The organism is Variovorax sp. FG153, from assembly GCF_057809595.1.
In genome coordinates this window covers 41,862-54,456 of sequence record NZ_JBMDKG010000056.1, presented here as the reverse complement: position 1 = coordinate 54,456, position 12,595 = coordinate 41,862, and the positions used below count along the sequence as shown (strand labels likewise).

Below are 12,595 nucleotides of genomic sequence, written 5' to 3'. Positions count from 1 at the left end.
CGCCCGGCACGGCCTCGACGATGTCGCCCGGGCGCAGCTTGGGGCGGGCCTGGAAAGAGGCTTTCTCCACTGCCCCTTCGCTCGCGCTGTCGGCGGTGCCGATGGCCGCGTCGCGCGGGCCGCTCACTTCGATGGGCGGCAGGTGGACGGGTTGGGCACAGGCCGCGGCGCTGCCGAGCAGGGCGCCGAACATCCAGGGTTGGCGCGCGAGGCGGATCGAAGCTTTCATGGGTCTCCCGCGTCTTCGATGTCCGCGCGGAGCGGGAATGCTCGTTGCCATGACGCGCGACTGATACGCGCCCAAGGGCGCTTTGGATTCGGCGCGCCCTCAGGGCTTCCGGGGCTGCAGCAAGCCCGAGTAGCACTCGGGACTCTTCTCGCTGCCCTGCAGGCAGTCGGAGTGGCGATACAGCGCGTCGATCTCGATCACCGGCACCGGCTTGCCCAGGAACATCCGCTGACCGGTCACGCGGCCGTCGAGGGTCAGCAGCGTGAACTGGGCCACGAGGTCGCGGTCGTAGTAGCCCGCGCCGCAGGCGATGAACTGCTGCTCGTCGCGTGGCCACTGCAGCATGCCCCGTTCATCGGAAGTGGCGTACAGCAGCGTGAAGCACTGGCGGTCGCCTTCCTGCGCTTCGATGGCGCTGACGCCGCCGCGCCAGTGGACGCGCGTGCCCTGGGCTCGCGGGGTCAGGGCCTGGGCGGGGGAGAGCTTGACGGACGGGGTGTCGGCGGAGTGCGCGGGCCGATCGGCTGCGCGATCGGAGGGCGTCCCGCAGGCGGTCGCCAGGGCTGCGGCACACAGCATGGCGAGGATGTGTCGTTCTCTGGAAAGAGGCATCGAGGGGAGAGAGCTGTACTTGCACCGGCGGACGCCGATGTTGGCCTGCCCGGAGGGGATCGAACCGCCTCGGCAGGAAAACCGAGCATAGCCGAGCACAATTTTCCCTCTGAGAAGCTGTCCCAGGATGTACTGGGATGTTCCTTTTCTTCCCCGGATTCTTCCCAGGTCAGCCCGCCGCGACCTTCGGCGCCGGGTTGCTCAGCAGGTGCTCGAGCTTGCCCATCTCCACGGTGTTCTGGCCGCCGTCCATCCATTTCGCGTAGGTCCGCAGGAACATCTCGACCGAGTGCCCGAGCTGCCGGGCGCCGTAGGCGGGGGCCACGCCCGCCATCAGCAGCATCGTCGCGTAGGTGTGCCTGGTCTGGTAGGGGCTACGGTAGCGGATCCCAAGGCGCTTGAGGGTGGGGCGCCAGTACATTTCCCGCGGCGTCCAGTCGTCCACCCAGCGCTCGACGGTCTTGGGGTCGGGGAACACCCAGCCTTCCTTCAGCAGGAAGCTGTGCTGTTTCTGGGCCTTGAGGTACTCCAAAGCACGGGAGTTCAGCTGCACCAGCCGGGCCACGTTCGTCTTCGTGTTGTCCTTGTGCTCGCCGAGCACGATGGCGTCGGAAATCAGGACGTGCTCGCGGCGCCAGTCCACAGCCTCCCAGCGCATGGCCAGGCTCTCGGAGGTGCGCAGGCCGGTGAAGAACTTGACCCCGAAGTAGTTGGCGATCTGCGGCCCGTATTTCTCGGCCAGGCCGGCGAGGATCGCCTCGACCTCGTCCATGCTGAACGGGTCGGGCAGCGGACGCTGGTGCGGTGCAGATTCCAAGCCGTCGATGGGGTTCGAGGAGATGAGTTCGTCCTTCTGAGCCAGCGCCAGCACGAGCCGCAGCACGCTGGTCTTGTTGTTGCGGGTCTTGCCGCTCCACGTCGGCTCGGTGGAGAGCGCCTTCAGGATGTCGCTGTGCTTGAGCGCCTTCAGCTGCTTGTGGCCGATGTGCTTTTTCCACCAGTCCTTCGCGATCCGGTAGCCCTTGCGGGTGCTGGATTCCTTGTCGGTGGTGAGGTCGTACCAGGTATCGAGCTGGTCAGCCACGGTGACGCCCATGCCGGTGGTGGCGTGTGGGCTGGCCGGGAAGTAGTCCGCGTACACGAAGGTGCCGTGCCGGATCTTGTCCTTGATCTCCGCCGCCAGCTTGTGGGCGTAGGCCAGGTTCTTCGGGGTCGGCGGCATCGGCTTGCCGTCGGTCTTGATCGTCTCCTTGCGAACCTGGCCCTCGAAGGTGAAAGACAGGCGGATCGACTTTTCGCGCGGCTCTACCCCGCTTCCGACTCGGCCCATTGCTCGTACCCCTTCATGTCGATCAAAACCCGGCCATCACGCTTCACCCAGAGGCGCCCTTCGAGCCAGACGCTCTTGGCGATCTTGGCGCGGATGGCCCCCGGTGTAAACCCGGTCATGACGGCGGCGAGTTCAATCGTAACAAAGCGCGCACTGACAACTTGGACAGAAGGCGGCGCGACCTCTGGGTTAGATAGGTTCACTGTTCGATCTCGAATTTGTTGCGCTTCTTGCTGTTCTCCGATCCCGTCAGGATCTGGAGGTTCTGGTGCACGTGCAGGCCGCTCACCAGCGTGCCCTGCAGCGGAATTACATGGTCGACGTGATGCGGGATGCCCGTCTTGACGGTCAGCGCGCGGGCGCGCTCGTAGACGGCCAGGATCTCGACCTGATCGGCCCACGGTGGAGTGCGCTGCAGTTTCGCGACCCGCCGGCGCGCCGCGTGAAACCGCACGATGGCGGCTCGGGCTTCTTTCCTGCGCCGCTCCAGGTCAGCCGCGGCTGCGCGCACCTGGGCGCGCGTTGGCTTCGGCAATGCCGCGAGCTCGGCCTTGCGGGCCGCGGCCGCAGCGGCGCGGCTGGCGCGCTCTTCGACCTGCATGCGCCCGAGCGGCGTTTCTTCCCAGGGCACCCGGGGGAGAGGGTGAACATCGGGCTGTGGCGTGGCCTCGACTTCAGCCTGAGCCCGGGGATTGAGCACGGCCTCTGCGTGCGAGCGCAAGACTAGGGGCCGGCCGTTGGGCTTTCGGTTGACGATCAGGCCCAGCGACTGCAGCCGCTTCACTTTCGCCGCGTGCGAGTTCGGGCCCAGGCCCTCGCAGATCTGGTCGATCTCGGGATCGGTCAGGAACATGCCGTTCATGCCAGCTCCTGCAGCGCCGCCGCGGGCGCGCGCCGGCCGCGCTCGGCGAGGTGATCGCGGCATGCCGACTTGTCGGAGAAGTGCGGCCACTTGTCGTCGGGGCGGATGGCGGGCTTCCCGCAGACCGCGCAGCATTCGATGAAGCGCTTCTGCCGGCGGGCGTCGGCCAGCAGCATCGGGTGCAGCTCGGTGAAGTCGTCGTTCGCAGCCAGACACTCGTCGGGCAGCAGCGCGCGGAAGCCATCGCGCACGCGCGGCGCGCCGTAGTAGGCGCCGGCGGCGAGGGCGTCGATGCCGCGCTGCAGGGCGACCAGGGCCTCGGCGTCGCGCGGCCGCTCGTAGGAGCCAACGAAGGCGGCGACGCGCGCGGTGCGATCTTCGGCCCAGTGCTCGCAGAAGTCCCACAGCCGCACCACGGTGCCGGGCCGGAGCTCGGCGCTGTGCAGCTTGCGGGTCCGCGGCTTGGCCGAGGCCCAGGCGTGCACATGGCTGAAGCCGGCGTTGAGCGCGACCAGGTAGACCCAGCCGGTGCAGTCGCGATGGCTGTCGACGTTGGGCGCCCAGCCGTAGAGCTCGCAAGAGCGCGTGTTCTCGGTGCCGACGACCTGCGTGCGGGGGTCCTCGTTCTGCACGAGGGTCATGGTGTTGGCCAAGGCCTCGCGCACGAAGCGGTGCTCGAGCACGGCCGGCGGGATGTCGATGTGGCCGACCACGGCCAAGGATGCGGGCGTCATCGTTTCTGGATCCACTTCAGCGCCTCGTCGCGCGCGGCGTTGAGTTCGGCCATGCGCACCGGGTCGCCGCCGGCGCGGTCGGGGTGGTACCGGCTGGCCAGGCGCTGGTAGGCACGCCGCACGTCGTCCTCGGTGGGCAGCAGCAGGTCCCCCAGCTCGAGCACCACCTGCCAGTCGCGCTTCATGCCGGCCACGATGGGCGGCGGCAGCGCTGCGAAGCCGGTGAAGGCGCGCTCCAGCACCACCGCGCCGCCGTGGCGCTCGATCGCGCGCATGGCGTCGATGGTGGCGGCCAGGGCCGCGATGTTCTGCTCGACCTTCGTGTAGCGATCGATCGCCATGCAGCGCGGAGCGTGCGACCAGGGGTCGGTCCAGTACACCGCGGCGCCCGGATCTGCCGGCTGGGCCTGATCGCTGCGCGGCAGGCCGTCGAGGCGCAGGCGCAGGTTCGTGCTCAGCACCAGGTCTCGCTCGCGCACGCCCATGCGGTCGAGCTCGGCGCGCAGGCGCTGGGTGGCCTCGGCGATCGTGATGTCCTGCACCGAGCGCCAGCTGCCGACCTTGGATTGCTTCGTCGTGCCGAACTTGCCGAAGGCGCGGCGCTCGGGGGCGGTGCGCTTCCAGCCCGGTGGCCAGCACAGAGGGGATGCGGTGATCGTCATTGCTTTTGCCGCTCCTTCCACGCAGTGTTCTCGATCGCCCAGTGCCAGCGCGACCACGCGCACCAGGAGCCGACACACAGCACGAAGATCGCGCCGAGCCAGTAGGCGTAGGCGGGCCAGGGCAGGGTCGGGAAGAGCAGCAGGGCCGAGCTGGCGGCCGTGCCGAGGATCACCAGCGTCAGGATGAGGAAGTCGATCCACATCACGCGGCTCCTTTCGCTTCGGCGATGGCGGCGCGGTAGGCATCGACCGCAGCCTGCGCGATCTCGGCCACCCGGTCGCCGTCATGGCCCACGGGCGAGAAGTCGGCCGAGCTCATGGTGCCGTGGCCCCACGCCGACCAAACGCGCGTGCAGTCGTAGGCATCGCCAAGGGATTCCGCCACGGCCTCGCAGACCGCATCGAAGCCCTCGGCGCTAAGGTCGGGCGCCGCGGCCGCGCGCTGCTCGCGATACCAGTCGAGCAGCCACAGGGTGACGGCGAGCGCAATCAGGAACATCAGGACAGCCCACTCGAGCATGTCTTTCCACTGGTCCACGGTCCAGGTGCTCATTGGGCGGATCCCTCCGTCTGGTCGGGTGTCGCTGCCGGGCCAGACTGGGCCGCCGCCTTGTTCTTCGCTTTGGCCTGGTCGAGCATCGCGCGCAGGTCGGCTTCGGCGTGCTTCGCCCATTCGCTGCCGTGGTTCACGTAGCGCATCAGCAGGAAGTGAATCACCGCGGCCTGCTCGTGCTCAGCCTTCGTTTCGATCTCGACTCCGCAGAGGCGCAGGGCCTGCGCGAGGCGGATGCAGCTGAAGTTGGGCCGGCCGAGGATGGCGATCAAGTCGTCGTTCAGCGTTGCGATGTCGCCTACCGGATCCTGCTGCACAGGCGCGGCTTCTGCTGCCATGGGGCCGCCGAGCATCACCATCGACACGAACGAGCCATCCTTGTTTTGGAAGGCCAGCTGTCGGCCGCGCTTCAGTTCGAGGTGGACCGTTTGATAGAGGCGCAAGGCTTGGCGCACCAGCGCGGTCTTGCTCAGTTCCTGCTCGGCCGCGAGCGATGTCAGCACCTCGTCGTGGCGGTCATCGAGGTTTAGGGTCAGCGTGCTCATGCTTGCCCTTTCGACTCGGCGGCGCGCAGCTCGGTGCGGATCTCCATCCACAGCCTGCCCAGCATGTTCTGGCCGTCGCGATTCGGCCCCCAGCCCCAGAAGTCATCGCGCCAGCTGTTCTCGACCAGCTCGCGGTCGCCGGTGGCGAGCAGCTTTCGGCGCACGTACTCATGCTGGGAGGCCTTGGAGCGCAGGATGTCGCGCATGACGCCGACCTTCACGTCATCCCAGTCAGGGCGACGGTGTGCCTTGTTGCGCTCAGCCACCTTGAATGCCTCATGGGCCGAGGGGGCATCGATGATGGACTGGGCGATGTCGTAGCGGGCAGTGTTGCCGCCGATGAACTTCTCGTAGTGGTAGGCGGCCTCGGAAGTGTCGAATCGCGTGCCGCACCATTGCAGCGTGAAGCTGCTGAAGTTCGAAAGGACGTAGAAGTCCTGTTCGTAGAAGCAGACGCGCTCCGTTGTGTCGAGCCCGTGGCACTCGACCGGTGTGGTGCGGCTGCTGGCCGCCGCCGCGCGCTGCAGGACGCCGAGGCTGACGCCGCTGATGCGGCGCATCGGAGGCAGCACGGGCAGGGCCGACTCCGCGCGTCGTTCGCACGTGACGGGGTCGTCGGCGAACTTCTGGCACGAGCAGGTGCCGTCGTGCGCGCAGTAGGGCTGCGGCGGCGCGGCCGCGAGGCGCATGGCCGCGGAGGACAGCAACTGGCGCGCCAGGCCGCCGACGCCGTGCGGGAACAGCGCGCCCGCGGCGTCGAGTCGCAGCAGAGCGTCGATGTTCTCGATGAGCGCGGCGTTGTCGCCGCTGAAGGTGTCGGTCATTTCGGGTCACTCCAATTCACACAGCCCGCGCTCGAGCAGCGGCCGGTGGTGCGGCCGTCGATCGCGCTGGCGGTGTAGGTGAGGTTGCCGCCGCACTTCGTGCAGCGGATCGTTCCCTGCGTGGTCTGCGCAGGGCGGAAGTGGGGAGGCGCGCAGTGCTGGGAGCGCACCACGGCCATAGCGCGTGCCACCGCGCTGGAGAAGGCGCCGAAGCCGGGGCGCGTCATGGCCAGACCCTGATCGCGAACACGTCGACCGGCGCCGGGCCGAAGTGCTCGTGCGTGATGGTGTCGAGCTCGTAGCCTCGGAATGGCAGCTCGAGCCGGCGCGCGACGTCGTCGGCCGCCGGGTAGCCCAAGGTGAGCACGATCCCGCTGTAGAAGCGCCCCTCGAGCCGGCGGCACCAGTAGGGCGTGCGCAGGCGGTACTCGAACCGTTTCTTGCCGTCGCGGATCTGCTCGAAGTACTCGCGCTTGAGCGGCAGGTGAAGCACGCCGGCCGGTACCGGCGGGAACGGCTCCGTGTTGACCACCTCAGGCGGCGCCATGGCGGGACTCCTCCGGGAACTGGTCCCACGTGCGGCCGTCGAGCAGGCGGCCGGCGGCCTTCTTCCCCACCATCGACATAGTCGTGATGTCGGCGTTCTCGTCGCGGCCCTCCTCGGAAGCGGTATCCACCATCGACCCATCCGGCTTGATCAGTGCGACCCGGTTCCCTTTGACGGTGCCGAAGGCTGGCTCGCCTGCCGATACCCATGCGCCGTGCTGCTTGAAGAAAAAGGCAACGCGCGCTGCCAGGCACTGGTCGCGCAGGCTTCGCGCCCAGTCGGGATGCATCGGCCGCGCGCCGAGGCCACTCTCGCCGCCGACGATCACCCAGTCGATGAAGCGCTGGCCGTGCTGGGACGTGCCGTCGATTGGCGCGATAAGGCGCTGGTCGAGTTGAATCGCTCCCAGCAGTGGTTCCAGGCTCAGGTAGCGCACTGCGGCTGGCACACCAACGAGGTGTGGCAGTCGCTCGTCGAGCCGGCGCTGGTCTTCGGCGCTGGCTCCGATCCAGACGTTCGGCAGGGGCAGGCCCGACCACTCCGCGACAGGGTTGCCTGTCCGGCGCAGGTTGATCTGCCCGACTTGCTGCCCGATGAAGGCCTCGCGCACAGGATGCGCGAAGTACTCCGCCGCCCGCTGCGTCTGCTTGGTCAGCACCTGGAAGGTGTGGTGACCGGCTAGCGCCATGACGGCGAATACCTGGTCGATCCACTCGTCCGGCACCGACGGATGGAACAGATCACCGTGCGCGCAGACGAAGATCATGCGGGCCCGAGTCCACTGCAGCGGCTGCTCCAGCCACTCGGCATTGAATCGGGTCTCGCCAGTCCATACCGGGCCGGCAGCGCTCTCGCGCGTCAGGCCGGCGCGGCTGGGATGATGACGAAGGCGCGTGCCAGCCAGCTTCATCGCGTAGCAGTTCTTGCAGCCTGGGCTCTGCACGCTGCAGCCGGTCACCGGGTTCCAGGTGGCGTCGGTCCACTCGATTTTCGTGTCAGCGGCCATCGCGAGCCTCCCGGACGTCGAAGACCATGTCGTAAGAGCCCATCGCCAGCGGCGTGCGCGGCTCGAGCGAGACGGTGACCACGAGGCCGTAGGCACGGGCCGCTTCGAGTAGCTGCTGAGCTGCCATCTGTACCGCTTGGATTTGCTTGGCGCGCTCGCGATCGAGCGAGGTGTCGATGAGATGCATCAGGATTCCTCCGCGCCGAAGAGCAGAGGCTGCACGGCGCCGTTCTGGTAGACGATGGGCATGACCGTGTCGGCCGCGGGCTCGTCGCCCTCCCAGCCGTCGGGCCACGTGTTGGCGGCGATCAGCGCGCGGATGCGCGCCTCCTCGTCGCTGTTGATAAGGCTGATCGGCGGGCGGCCCTGCGCGCGTGCCGCGTCGTTGCACTCGGCCTGGATGCCCAGGATCCGCTCGAGGCCCATCGCGCGCGCCTCGAGCGTGAGCGGGCCCATGCGCTGCGGGTTCTTCGCGATGCTCCCGTCCTTGAGCCGCTCGAGCCCAGCCTTTTTGATCCGGTGCTTCGGCTCCCGCAGCTCGCGCCACAGCGGCTTGATACCCTTGAGCGGGCGCAGATACTGCCACTGCGGCACCAGCAGCACAGCGTCGAGCGCGGTGTCCTCGGCGGCCAGCGCGCAGCCGACACAACCGGTGCGCGCGTTGATCTCCTCGGCTTCGTCACCGCCGTAGGCGTCGGCGATCATGGCCGTGCTCCAGTCGCCGAAGTCGGCCTGCGGCGCCCAGTGCTTGAGCCATTCCCAGACGTGGCACACCCGCCAGTGCAGCAGGGGCGCCAACGTTGCGATGCGGCCGCGCAGGCCGCGCGCGTTGGGCAGCACCTGCTGGTACCACCCCTGGCCGCACTCGGCACCGTCCTTGCCGCACGACATCTCGATGCGGCGGTCGCGGATCGCGCTCTCGCCCTGGCGTACGCCGGTGATCATCAGGATCTGACCGTCGAGTTGGTCGAGCCGCTCGCGCAGCGCCTGCTCCATCGGATCGATCTTGATCTGGCGCGTGCACCAACGGAGCGTGTTGTTGTTCGGAGGCGGCACGCCGCGGCCCAGGATGTAGACCATGAAGCGCTTGTCCATGGGCGCTGTCACCACCTCGACCTGGATGCCGCGCTCGCGCAGCTCGTCCATGATCTGCTCGGCCGCGATCGCCAGCGGCGGCAGCTCCTGGCGCGTGTCGGCGTAGAAGACCGTTAGCGTCTGTGGCGCGCGGATCTTCCCGGTGTCGATCAGCCAGGTGACGACCGTCAAAGTGGCGCTGCTGTCTTTGCCGCCCGACCAGGCAATGCCCCAGTGCGGGTGATCGGGCCCGTAGGCCTGGAGCGACTGGATCGTGAGCTCGATGCTCTCCGTCATCTGCAGGCGCTGGCCGCCGTCGAAGAAGCTGGGCTGGTGCCTCATACTGCAGGCTCCAACACTAGGAGGCGGACATGACGATGACGATTTCCGAGGATCAGATCGCGACGACAAACGTCCTTGAGTTCAACGCGTTTTTGCTCCTGAAGAAGGGGACCACGGACGTAGCCAAGACCGTCTACGAAACCAAAATCTTGCCCGCCTTCTATGGGCCGTTTGCGAAGCCAGAGCCCACCTATGTTGGGCAGTTGTTTATTCAGGTTGACAACCCAGAAGACCCCGCATCGATTGCGCGAGTTCGACTTGCTTTGACAGAGCGCTTCAAGGCTCTCGGGCACCCTCGTAGCATTTGATCCATGGGCAAGCCAACCCGCAGCGCCAAGCAGTTGCGCGACCTGCTGCTCGAGCGCATCGAGGCCATTCCTGACCTGGCCGGCCAAGAGACGGACGTGCACCGCGGCGGCGTGATGGGTACAGGCGGCGACGGCGAGGGCGGCCCGAACTGGACCGTGCCGGTGCTGACCGACCGCGGCACGCACCGCGCTGACATCGCGCGGATCATTCGCGACCTGCAGCGGCAGTACGATCTTGAAGATTGAGCAGGGCGCTACCGCTTGCCCCAGATGTGCAAGGACACCATGAACGAGAAGCCTTTTTACGCTCCAATTGCTACCTTGTATCGCGGGCACACCATCACGGCGGTAGTCGGAGACGTCAACGGCGCCCCTGCGGTTTCGAGCTGCACCATTCGCCGTCCTAACGATACAGTTTTCACGGTCTCCGTCGACGGATCGTTTGTGAGTGGAGAGGCAGCCCATAGCGCCCTCATTGAGGAGGCGCAGCGGCGGATTGACGCGGACTTGGCGGACTGACATCAGTTTGTCCCCCTGATCGTGTAGCCCTGCAGCTCCTGGAACGGATTGGGCCGCTGCCCTTGAGGGCAGATTGCGAGGTTCGCTTCGAGGCCGTCGAGGCTGACAGTGGCGCCGTCGAAGTTCAGGCCGGGCTGCAGGCCGAGGAACTGGAAGGGCCGCTGGCATTCGGTGCACTTCACGCGCACCTCGAGCATGAAGCGTCCGGAATCCTCGAGCCGCGCGACGCTGCACTCGGCCGCGAAATTGAGATGAGCACACGAGGCGGTGGTCACATTGCCCCCCTGACGGTGAGCGCCATGGCGACGTCGCGGACCCAGATCGGCTGAGCCGACAACATGAAGGTCTCGCCGGTCAGCGCCAGCAGCAGCGTGGTGCCCATCACCTCGGCGATCGCGCACGCGGCGTCGCTGGGCACTGCGTTGCCGATGCGCTCGCGCCAGGCCTGATCGCTCAGGCCGTCCAGCTCGAAGCGCTCCTCGGGATCGAATAGCGACTGCAGGGCGGCGAGTTCGAGCGTCGTGAACGGGCGGTGCCAGGTGCCGTCGAGCGCCTGAATGCGACACACGACCTTGTCGGCCGCCGCAGGTATACGCGGGTCGGCGACGCTCCACCGGCCGTTGTCGTGGCCTGCGGCCGCGCTCACCGCGCCGGCGGGCTCGTTCCACGGCGTGACGCCGTAGTGGCCGGCCGTCAGGTATGCATCGCCCTTGCCGCGCTGCATGCCGCTGCGAGGATCGGCCACCGCATAGGCGCCCTGGCCGGTGGTGCTGCCGCTGATCACGGTGCCGGCGGGCTCGCCGAAGGCGGTCACCGAGTACTTCGCGAAGGGCAGGCCGGGCTGGCGCGGATCCGCGACCGCGGTGCCGCCAGCTGACGGGCCCGTGCCGGCCGTGACCGTTGTGCCAGGCTTGTCCCAGGGCACCACGCGGAACACGTTGTTGTGGCGCACGCCGCTGGCGCGCGGGTCCTGCACTGCGTACGCCCCCGTGTCGCTTCCGCCGATGACGGTACCGGCGCTCGAATCCCATGGAGTCACCGCGTACTTGCCGAATGGCTCGCGATCCTGCGGGCCGCGCGGGTCGGCGACGCTGAAGGTGCCCTGACCGGGCGACTTCACGCCGATCACCGCGCCCATTGGCTCGGCCCAGTCGAGCACGCCGTACTGCTGGTACTGCGCGGCCGCCGCAGGCGCGCGCGGATCCGCCACCGAGAACTTGCCGTTCGACGGCAGGGACTCTCCCGCCACGGCGCCGGCCGTGGCATCCCATGGCCTGACGCCGTAGCCCGCGGCGTAGAGCTGCTGGCGCGGGTCGGCCACGGAGAACGGCCCGTTGCTCGGGCCGCTGCGCGCCGCCACAAGTTTCGAATGGTCCTCCCAGCGGGTCACACCGTAGGCGCCGGTCCCTTCCTGCGTACTGGGCACGATCAGGTAGTCGCGCAGGTGCCCGTTCTCGACGGCCAGCTTGTTCAGGCTGCGCCAGTCGCTGCCGGCCTCCACGAAGGCGAGGCGCACCCAGGTCTTCCACTGCAGCGCTGGGATGCGGTGCATCGGCCCTGCGCGCATGTCGCCGGGCATTAGCATGCGGCCGAGCACGTCGCCCACGGCGCGCAGCGGCCGCTTCTCGGGCTCGTAGAGGAACGGCGGCACCTTCTCGATGTGCCGCGCCACGAGTAGGAAGCGCTTGCGGCTCTGTGCCAGGCCGCCGAGCTCGCCGCAGTCGTGAGTCGTCTCGGCCACGGCATAGCCGTAGCTGCGCAGCAGGCTGGTGATCTGGTCGAGCAGGTGGCGCCCGCGCGTCGCGATGCGCGGCACGTTCTCGAAGACGAACAGCTCGGGCGGATCGTTCTTCCAGGCCTCGAGCATCAGCCACACGCCGCGCAGCGTGAGCCGATTCAGCGCCTGGTACTTGTCGCTCTTGCTCTTGCCCTCGGCGAGGAGGCCGCTGAAGCCCTTGCACGGCGCCGAAAGGAAGATGATGTGCGGCCGCTCCCCGCCCGCGGCGCGGTGGATGTCGGCCGGCATGGCCTCGCGCCAGCCCGCCGGCGGCGGCCGGCCGTGGAAGGCCTCAAACTGGGCCCGGTCGAAGAGGTCGAGCACGGTGCCGGTGGCGTTGGCCAAGCGGTTGAAGTCGCGGATGGCCGCGGCGTCGACGTCGATGCCGCCGATGCAGCGGAACTTCGCCTGCAGGTTGCCGACGCGCGGGTTGGCCTTGTTGAAGCCGCGCGCGCCGCCGCCGAGGCCGACGAAGGCGTGGAAGTGGCGGATCTCGACGGGCGTCATGCCGGCGCGTCCTCGCTGATGGCGACGGCCTCGCGCACCGCGTCGGCGGTGATGCCCAGGGCCTGCGCGGCGGCGCGCTCGGCCGCCTCCCGGTCCTGGCCAAGGGCGAGGGCACGCGCGAGCGCGGCCTTCACCTTCTCGATGGAGATGACGGTGAAGTCCAT

20 protein-coding genes and 1 pseudogene are annotated in these 12,595 nt (G+C 68.1%); 2 read left to right on the top strand and 19 right to left on the bottom strand.

Going from position 1 to position 12,595, the window contains the following annotated elements:
- From ACODT0_RS36740 to ACODT0_RS36665, 16 genes and pseudogenes are all read right to left on the bottom strand, one after another.
- Positions 1 to 229: pseudogene (locus ACODT0_RS36740) on the bottom strand (TonB-dependent receptor); the annotation flags it as partial.
- A 99-nt stretch (positions 230 to 328) separates the two neighbouring features.
- Positions 329 to 574: a hypothetical protein gene (locus tag ACODT0_RS36735; protein ID WP_489043555.1), complete on the bottom strand. Its 246-nt coding sequence runs from the start codon at positions 572 to 574 to the stop codon at positions 329 to 331.
- Between the two features lie 436 nt (positions 575 to 1,010).
- Entirely contained in the window at positions 1,011 to 2,171 is a 1,161-nt protein-coding gene (locus tag ACODT0_RS36730; RefSeq protein ID WP_489043554.1) for an Arm DNA-binding domain-containing protein, read from the bottom strand.
- Positions 2,147 to 2,374 (bottom strand): excisionase family protein, encoded by a 228-nt coding sequence (gene xisR / locus ACODT0_RS36725; RefSeq protein WP_489043553.1) that lies wholly within the window; start codon positions 2,372 to 2,374, stop codon positions 2,147 to 2,149. The genes ACODT0_RS36730 and xisR overlap by 25 nt, the downstream gene beginning before the upstream one ends.
- The gene (locus ACODT0_RS36720; RefSeq protein ID WP_489043552.1) at positions 2,371 to 3,033 is read right to left on the bottom strand and encodes a hypothetical protein; all 663 of its coding nucleotides are present in this window, start codon (positions 3,031 to 3,033) and stop codon (positions 2,371 to 2,373) included. The genes xisR and ACODT0_RS36720 overlap by 4 nt, the downstream gene beginning before the upstream one ends.
- A complete protein-coding gene (locus ACODT0_RS36715) occupies positions 3,030 to 3,767 on the bottom strand; it encodes a hypothetical protein (protein WP_489043551.1) in 738 nt (245 codons plus the stop codon). Before ACODT0_RS36715 ends, ACODT0_RS36720 begins: the two co-directional genes overlap by 4 nt.
- Positions 3,764 to 4,429, bottom strand: coding sequence for a J domain-containing protein (locus tag ACODT0_RS36710; protein WP_489043549.1), 666 nt, complete (start codon positions 4,427 to 4,429; stop codon positions 3,764 to 3,766). Before ACODT0_RS36710 ends, ACODT0_RS36715 begins: the two co-directional genes overlap by 4 nt.
- Entirely contained in the window at positions 4,426 to 4,632 is a 207-nt protein-coding gene (locus ACODT0_RS36705; RefSeq protein ID WP_489043548.1) for a hypothetical protein, read from the bottom strand. Before ACODT0_RS36705 ends, ACODT0_RS36710 begins: the two co-directional genes overlap by 4 nt.
- On the bottom strand, positions 4,632 to 4,982 hold the full coding sequence (locus ACODT0_RS36700) for a hypothetical protein (protein ID WP_489043547.1): 351 nt from the start codon (positions 4,980 to 4,982) through the stop codon (positions 4,632 to 4,634). Before ACODT0_RS36700 ends, ACODT0_RS36705 begins: the two co-directional genes overlap by 1 nt.
- Entirely contained in the window at positions 4,979 to 5,527 is a 549-nt protein-coding gene (locus ACODT0_RS36695; RefSeq protein WP_489043546.1) for a ribbon-helix-helix domain-containing protein, read from the bottom strand. The genes ACODT0_RS36700 and ACODT0_RS36695 overlap by 4 nt, the downstream gene beginning before the upstream one ends.
- A complete protein-coding gene (ybiA, locus tag ACODT0_RS36690; protein ID WP_489043545.1) occupies positions 5,524 to 6,351 on the bottom strand; it encodes a riboflavin biosynthesis intermediates N-glycosidase in 828 nt (275 codons plus the stop codon). Before ybiA ends, ACODT0_RS36695 begins: the two co-directional genes overlap by 4 nt.
- Positions 6,348 to 6,578, bottom strand: coding sequence for a hypothetical protein (locus ACODT0_RS36685; RefSeq protein WP_489043544.1), 231 nt, complete (start codon positions 6,576 to 6,578; stop codon positions 6,348 to 6,350). Before ACODT0_RS36685 ends, ybiA begins: the two co-directional genes overlap by 4 nt.
- Positions 6,575 to 6,898: an ASCH domain-containing protein gene (locus tag ACODT0_RS36680; protein ID WP_489043543.1), complete on the bottom strand. Its 324-nt coding sequence runs from the start codon at positions 6,896 to 6,898 to the stop codon at positions 6,575 to 6,577. Before ACODT0_RS36680 ends, ACODT0_RS36685 begins: the two co-directional genes overlap by 4 nt.
- The gene (locus ACODT0_RS36675) at positions 6,885 to 7,904 is read right to left on the bottom strand and encodes a phage Gp37/Gp68 family protein (RefSeq protein ID WP_489043542.1); all 1,020 of its coding nucleotides are present in this window, start codon (positions 7,902 to 7,904) and stop codon (positions 6,885 to 6,887) included. Before ACODT0_RS36675 ends, ACODT0_RS36680 begins: the two co-directional genes overlap by 14 nt.
- The gene (locus ACODT0_RS36670; RefSeq protein ID WP_489043541.1) at positions 7,894 to 8,091 is read right to left on the bottom strand and encodes a hypothetical protein; all 198 of its coding nucleotides are present in this window, start codon (positions 8,089 to 8,091) and stop codon (positions 7,894 to 7,896) included. The genes ACODT0_RS36675 and ACODT0_RS36670 overlap by 11 nt, the downstream gene beginning before the upstream one ends.
- Complete coding sequence (locus ACODT0_RS36665) at positions 8,091 to 9,320, bottom strand: phosphoadenosine phosphosulfate reductase domain-containing protein (RefSeq protein ID WP_489043540.1); 1,230 nt, start codon at positions 9,318 to 9,320, stop codon at positions 8,091 to 8,093. Before ACODT0_RS36665 ends, ACODT0_RS36670 begins: the two co-directional genes overlap by 1 nt.
- 29 nt (positions 9,321 to 9,349) lie before the next feature.
- On the opposite strand from ACODT0_RS36665, the gene ACODT0_RS36660 reads away from it, so the two are divergent.
- On the top strand, positions 9,350 to 9,628 hold the full coding sequence (locus tag ACODT0_RS36660; protein WP_489043539.1) for a hypothetical protein: 279 nt from the start codon (positions 9,350 to 9,352) through the stop codon (positions 9,626 to 9,628).
- Positions 9,629 to 9,631: 3 nt separating this feature from the next.
- Positions 9,632 to 9,874 carry a hypothetical protein gene (locus tag ACODT0_RS36655; protein WP_489043538.1) on the top strand — a complete coding sequence of 81 codons (243 nt, stop codon included), beginning with the start codon at positions 9,632 to 9,634 and terminating at the stop codon, positions 9,872 to 9,874.
- Between the two features lie 275 nt (positions 9,875 to 10,149).
- On the opposite strand, the gene ACODT0_RS36650 is transcribed toward ACODT0_RS36655, so the two are convergent.
- The 3 genes from ACODT0_RS36650 to ACODT0_RS36640 are packed head-to-tail and all read right to left on the bottom strand — an operon-like array spanning position 10,150 to position 12,595.
- Positions 10,150 to 10,422, bottom strand: a complete 273-nt coding sequence (locus ACODT0_RS36650; RefSeq protein WP_489043536.1) for a hypothetical protein — start codon at positions 10,420 to 10,422, stop codon at positions 10,150 to 10,152.
- Positions 10,419 to 12,431, bottom strand: coding sequence for a DNA cytosine methyltransferase (locus ACODT0_RS36645; RefSeq protein WP_489043535.1), 2,013 nt, complete (start codon positions 12,429 to 12,431; stop codon positions 10,419 to 10,421). Before ACODT0_RS36645 ends, ACODT0_RS36650 begins: the two co-directional genes overlap by 4 nt.
- Positions 12,428 to 12,595, bottom strand: a complete 168-nt coding sequence (locus ACODT0_RS36640) for a hypothetical protein (RefSeq protein WP_489043534.1) — start codon at positions 12,593 to 12,595, stop codon at positions 12,428 to 12,430. The genes ACODT0_RS36645 and ACODT0_RS36640 overlap by 4 nt, the downstream gene beginning before the upstream one ends.

Coding starts and splice junctions, on each gene's coding strand:
- ACODT0_RS36735 (WP_489043555.1), bottom strand. CDS start 574: ATGCTGCAGTGGCCACGCGACGAGCAGCAGTTCATCGCCTGCGGCGCG.
- ACODT0_RS36730 (WP_489043554.1), bottom strand. CDS start 2,171: ATGGGCCGAGTCGGAAGCGGGGTAGAGCCGCGCGAAAAGTCGATCCGC.
- ACODT0_RS36720 (WP_489043552.1), bottom strand. CDS start 3,033: ATGAACGGCATGTTCCTGACCGATCCCGAGATCGACCAGATCTGCGAG.
- ACODT0_RS36715 (WP_489043551.1), bottom strand. CDS start 3,767: ATGACGCCCGCATCCTTGGCCGTGGTCGGCCACATCGACATCCCGCCG.
- ACODT0_RS36710 (WP_489043549.1), bottom strand. CDS start 4,429: ATGACGATCACCGCATCCCCTCTGTGCTGGCCACCGGGCTGGAAGCGC.
- ACODT0_RS36705 (WP_489043548.1), bottom strand. CDS start 4,632: ATGTGGATCGACTTCCTCATCCTGACGCTGGTGATCCTCGGCACGGCC.
- ACODT0_RS36700 (WP_489043547.1), bottom strand. CDS start 4,982: ATGAGCACCTGGACCGTGGACCAGTGGAAAGACATGCTCGAGTGGGCT.
- ACODT0_RS36695 (WP_489043546.1), bottom strand. CDS start 5,527: ATGAGCACGCTGACCCTAAACCTCGATGACCGCCACGACGAGGTGCTG.
- ybiA (WP_489043545.1), bottom strand. CDS start 6,351: ATGACCGACACCTTCAGCGGCGACAACGCCGCGCTCATCGAGAACATC.
- ACODT0_RS36685 (WP_489043544.1), bottom strand. CDS start 6,578: ATGACGCGCCCCGGCTTCGGCGCCTTCTCCAGCGCGGTGGCACGCGCT.
- ACODT0_RS36680 (WP_489043543.1), bottom strand. CDS start 6,898: ATGGCGCCGCCTGAGGTGGTCAACACGGAGCCGTTCCCGCCGGTACCG.
- ACODT0_RS36675 (WP_489043542.1), bottom strand. CDS start 7,904: ATGGCCGCTGACACGAAAATCGAGTGGACCGACGCCACCTGGAACCCG.
- ACODT0_RS36670 (WP_489043541.1), bottom strand. CDS start 8,091: ATGCATCTCATCGACACCTCGCTCGATCGCGAGCGCGCCAAGCAAATC.
- ACODT0_RS36665 (WP_489043540.1), bottom strand. CDS start 9,320: ATGAGGCACCAGCCCAGCTTCTTCGACGGCGGCCAGCGCCTGCAGATG.
- ACODT0_RS36660 (WP_489043539.1), top strand. CDS start 9,350: ATGACGATGACGATTTCCGAGGATCAGATCGCGACGACAAACGTCCTT.
- ACODT0_RS36655 (WP_489043538.1), top strand. CDS start 9,632: ATGGGCAAGCCAACCCGCAGCGCCAAGCAGTTGCGCGACCTGCTGCTC.
- ACODT0_RS36645 (WP_489043535.1), bottom strand. CDS start 12,431: ATGACGCCCGTCGAGATCCGCCACTTCCACGCCTTCGTCGGCCTCGGC.
- ACODT0_RS36640 (WP_489043534.1), bottom strand. CDS start 12,595: ATGGACTTCACCGTCATCTCCATCGAGAAGGTGAAGGCCGCGCTCGCG.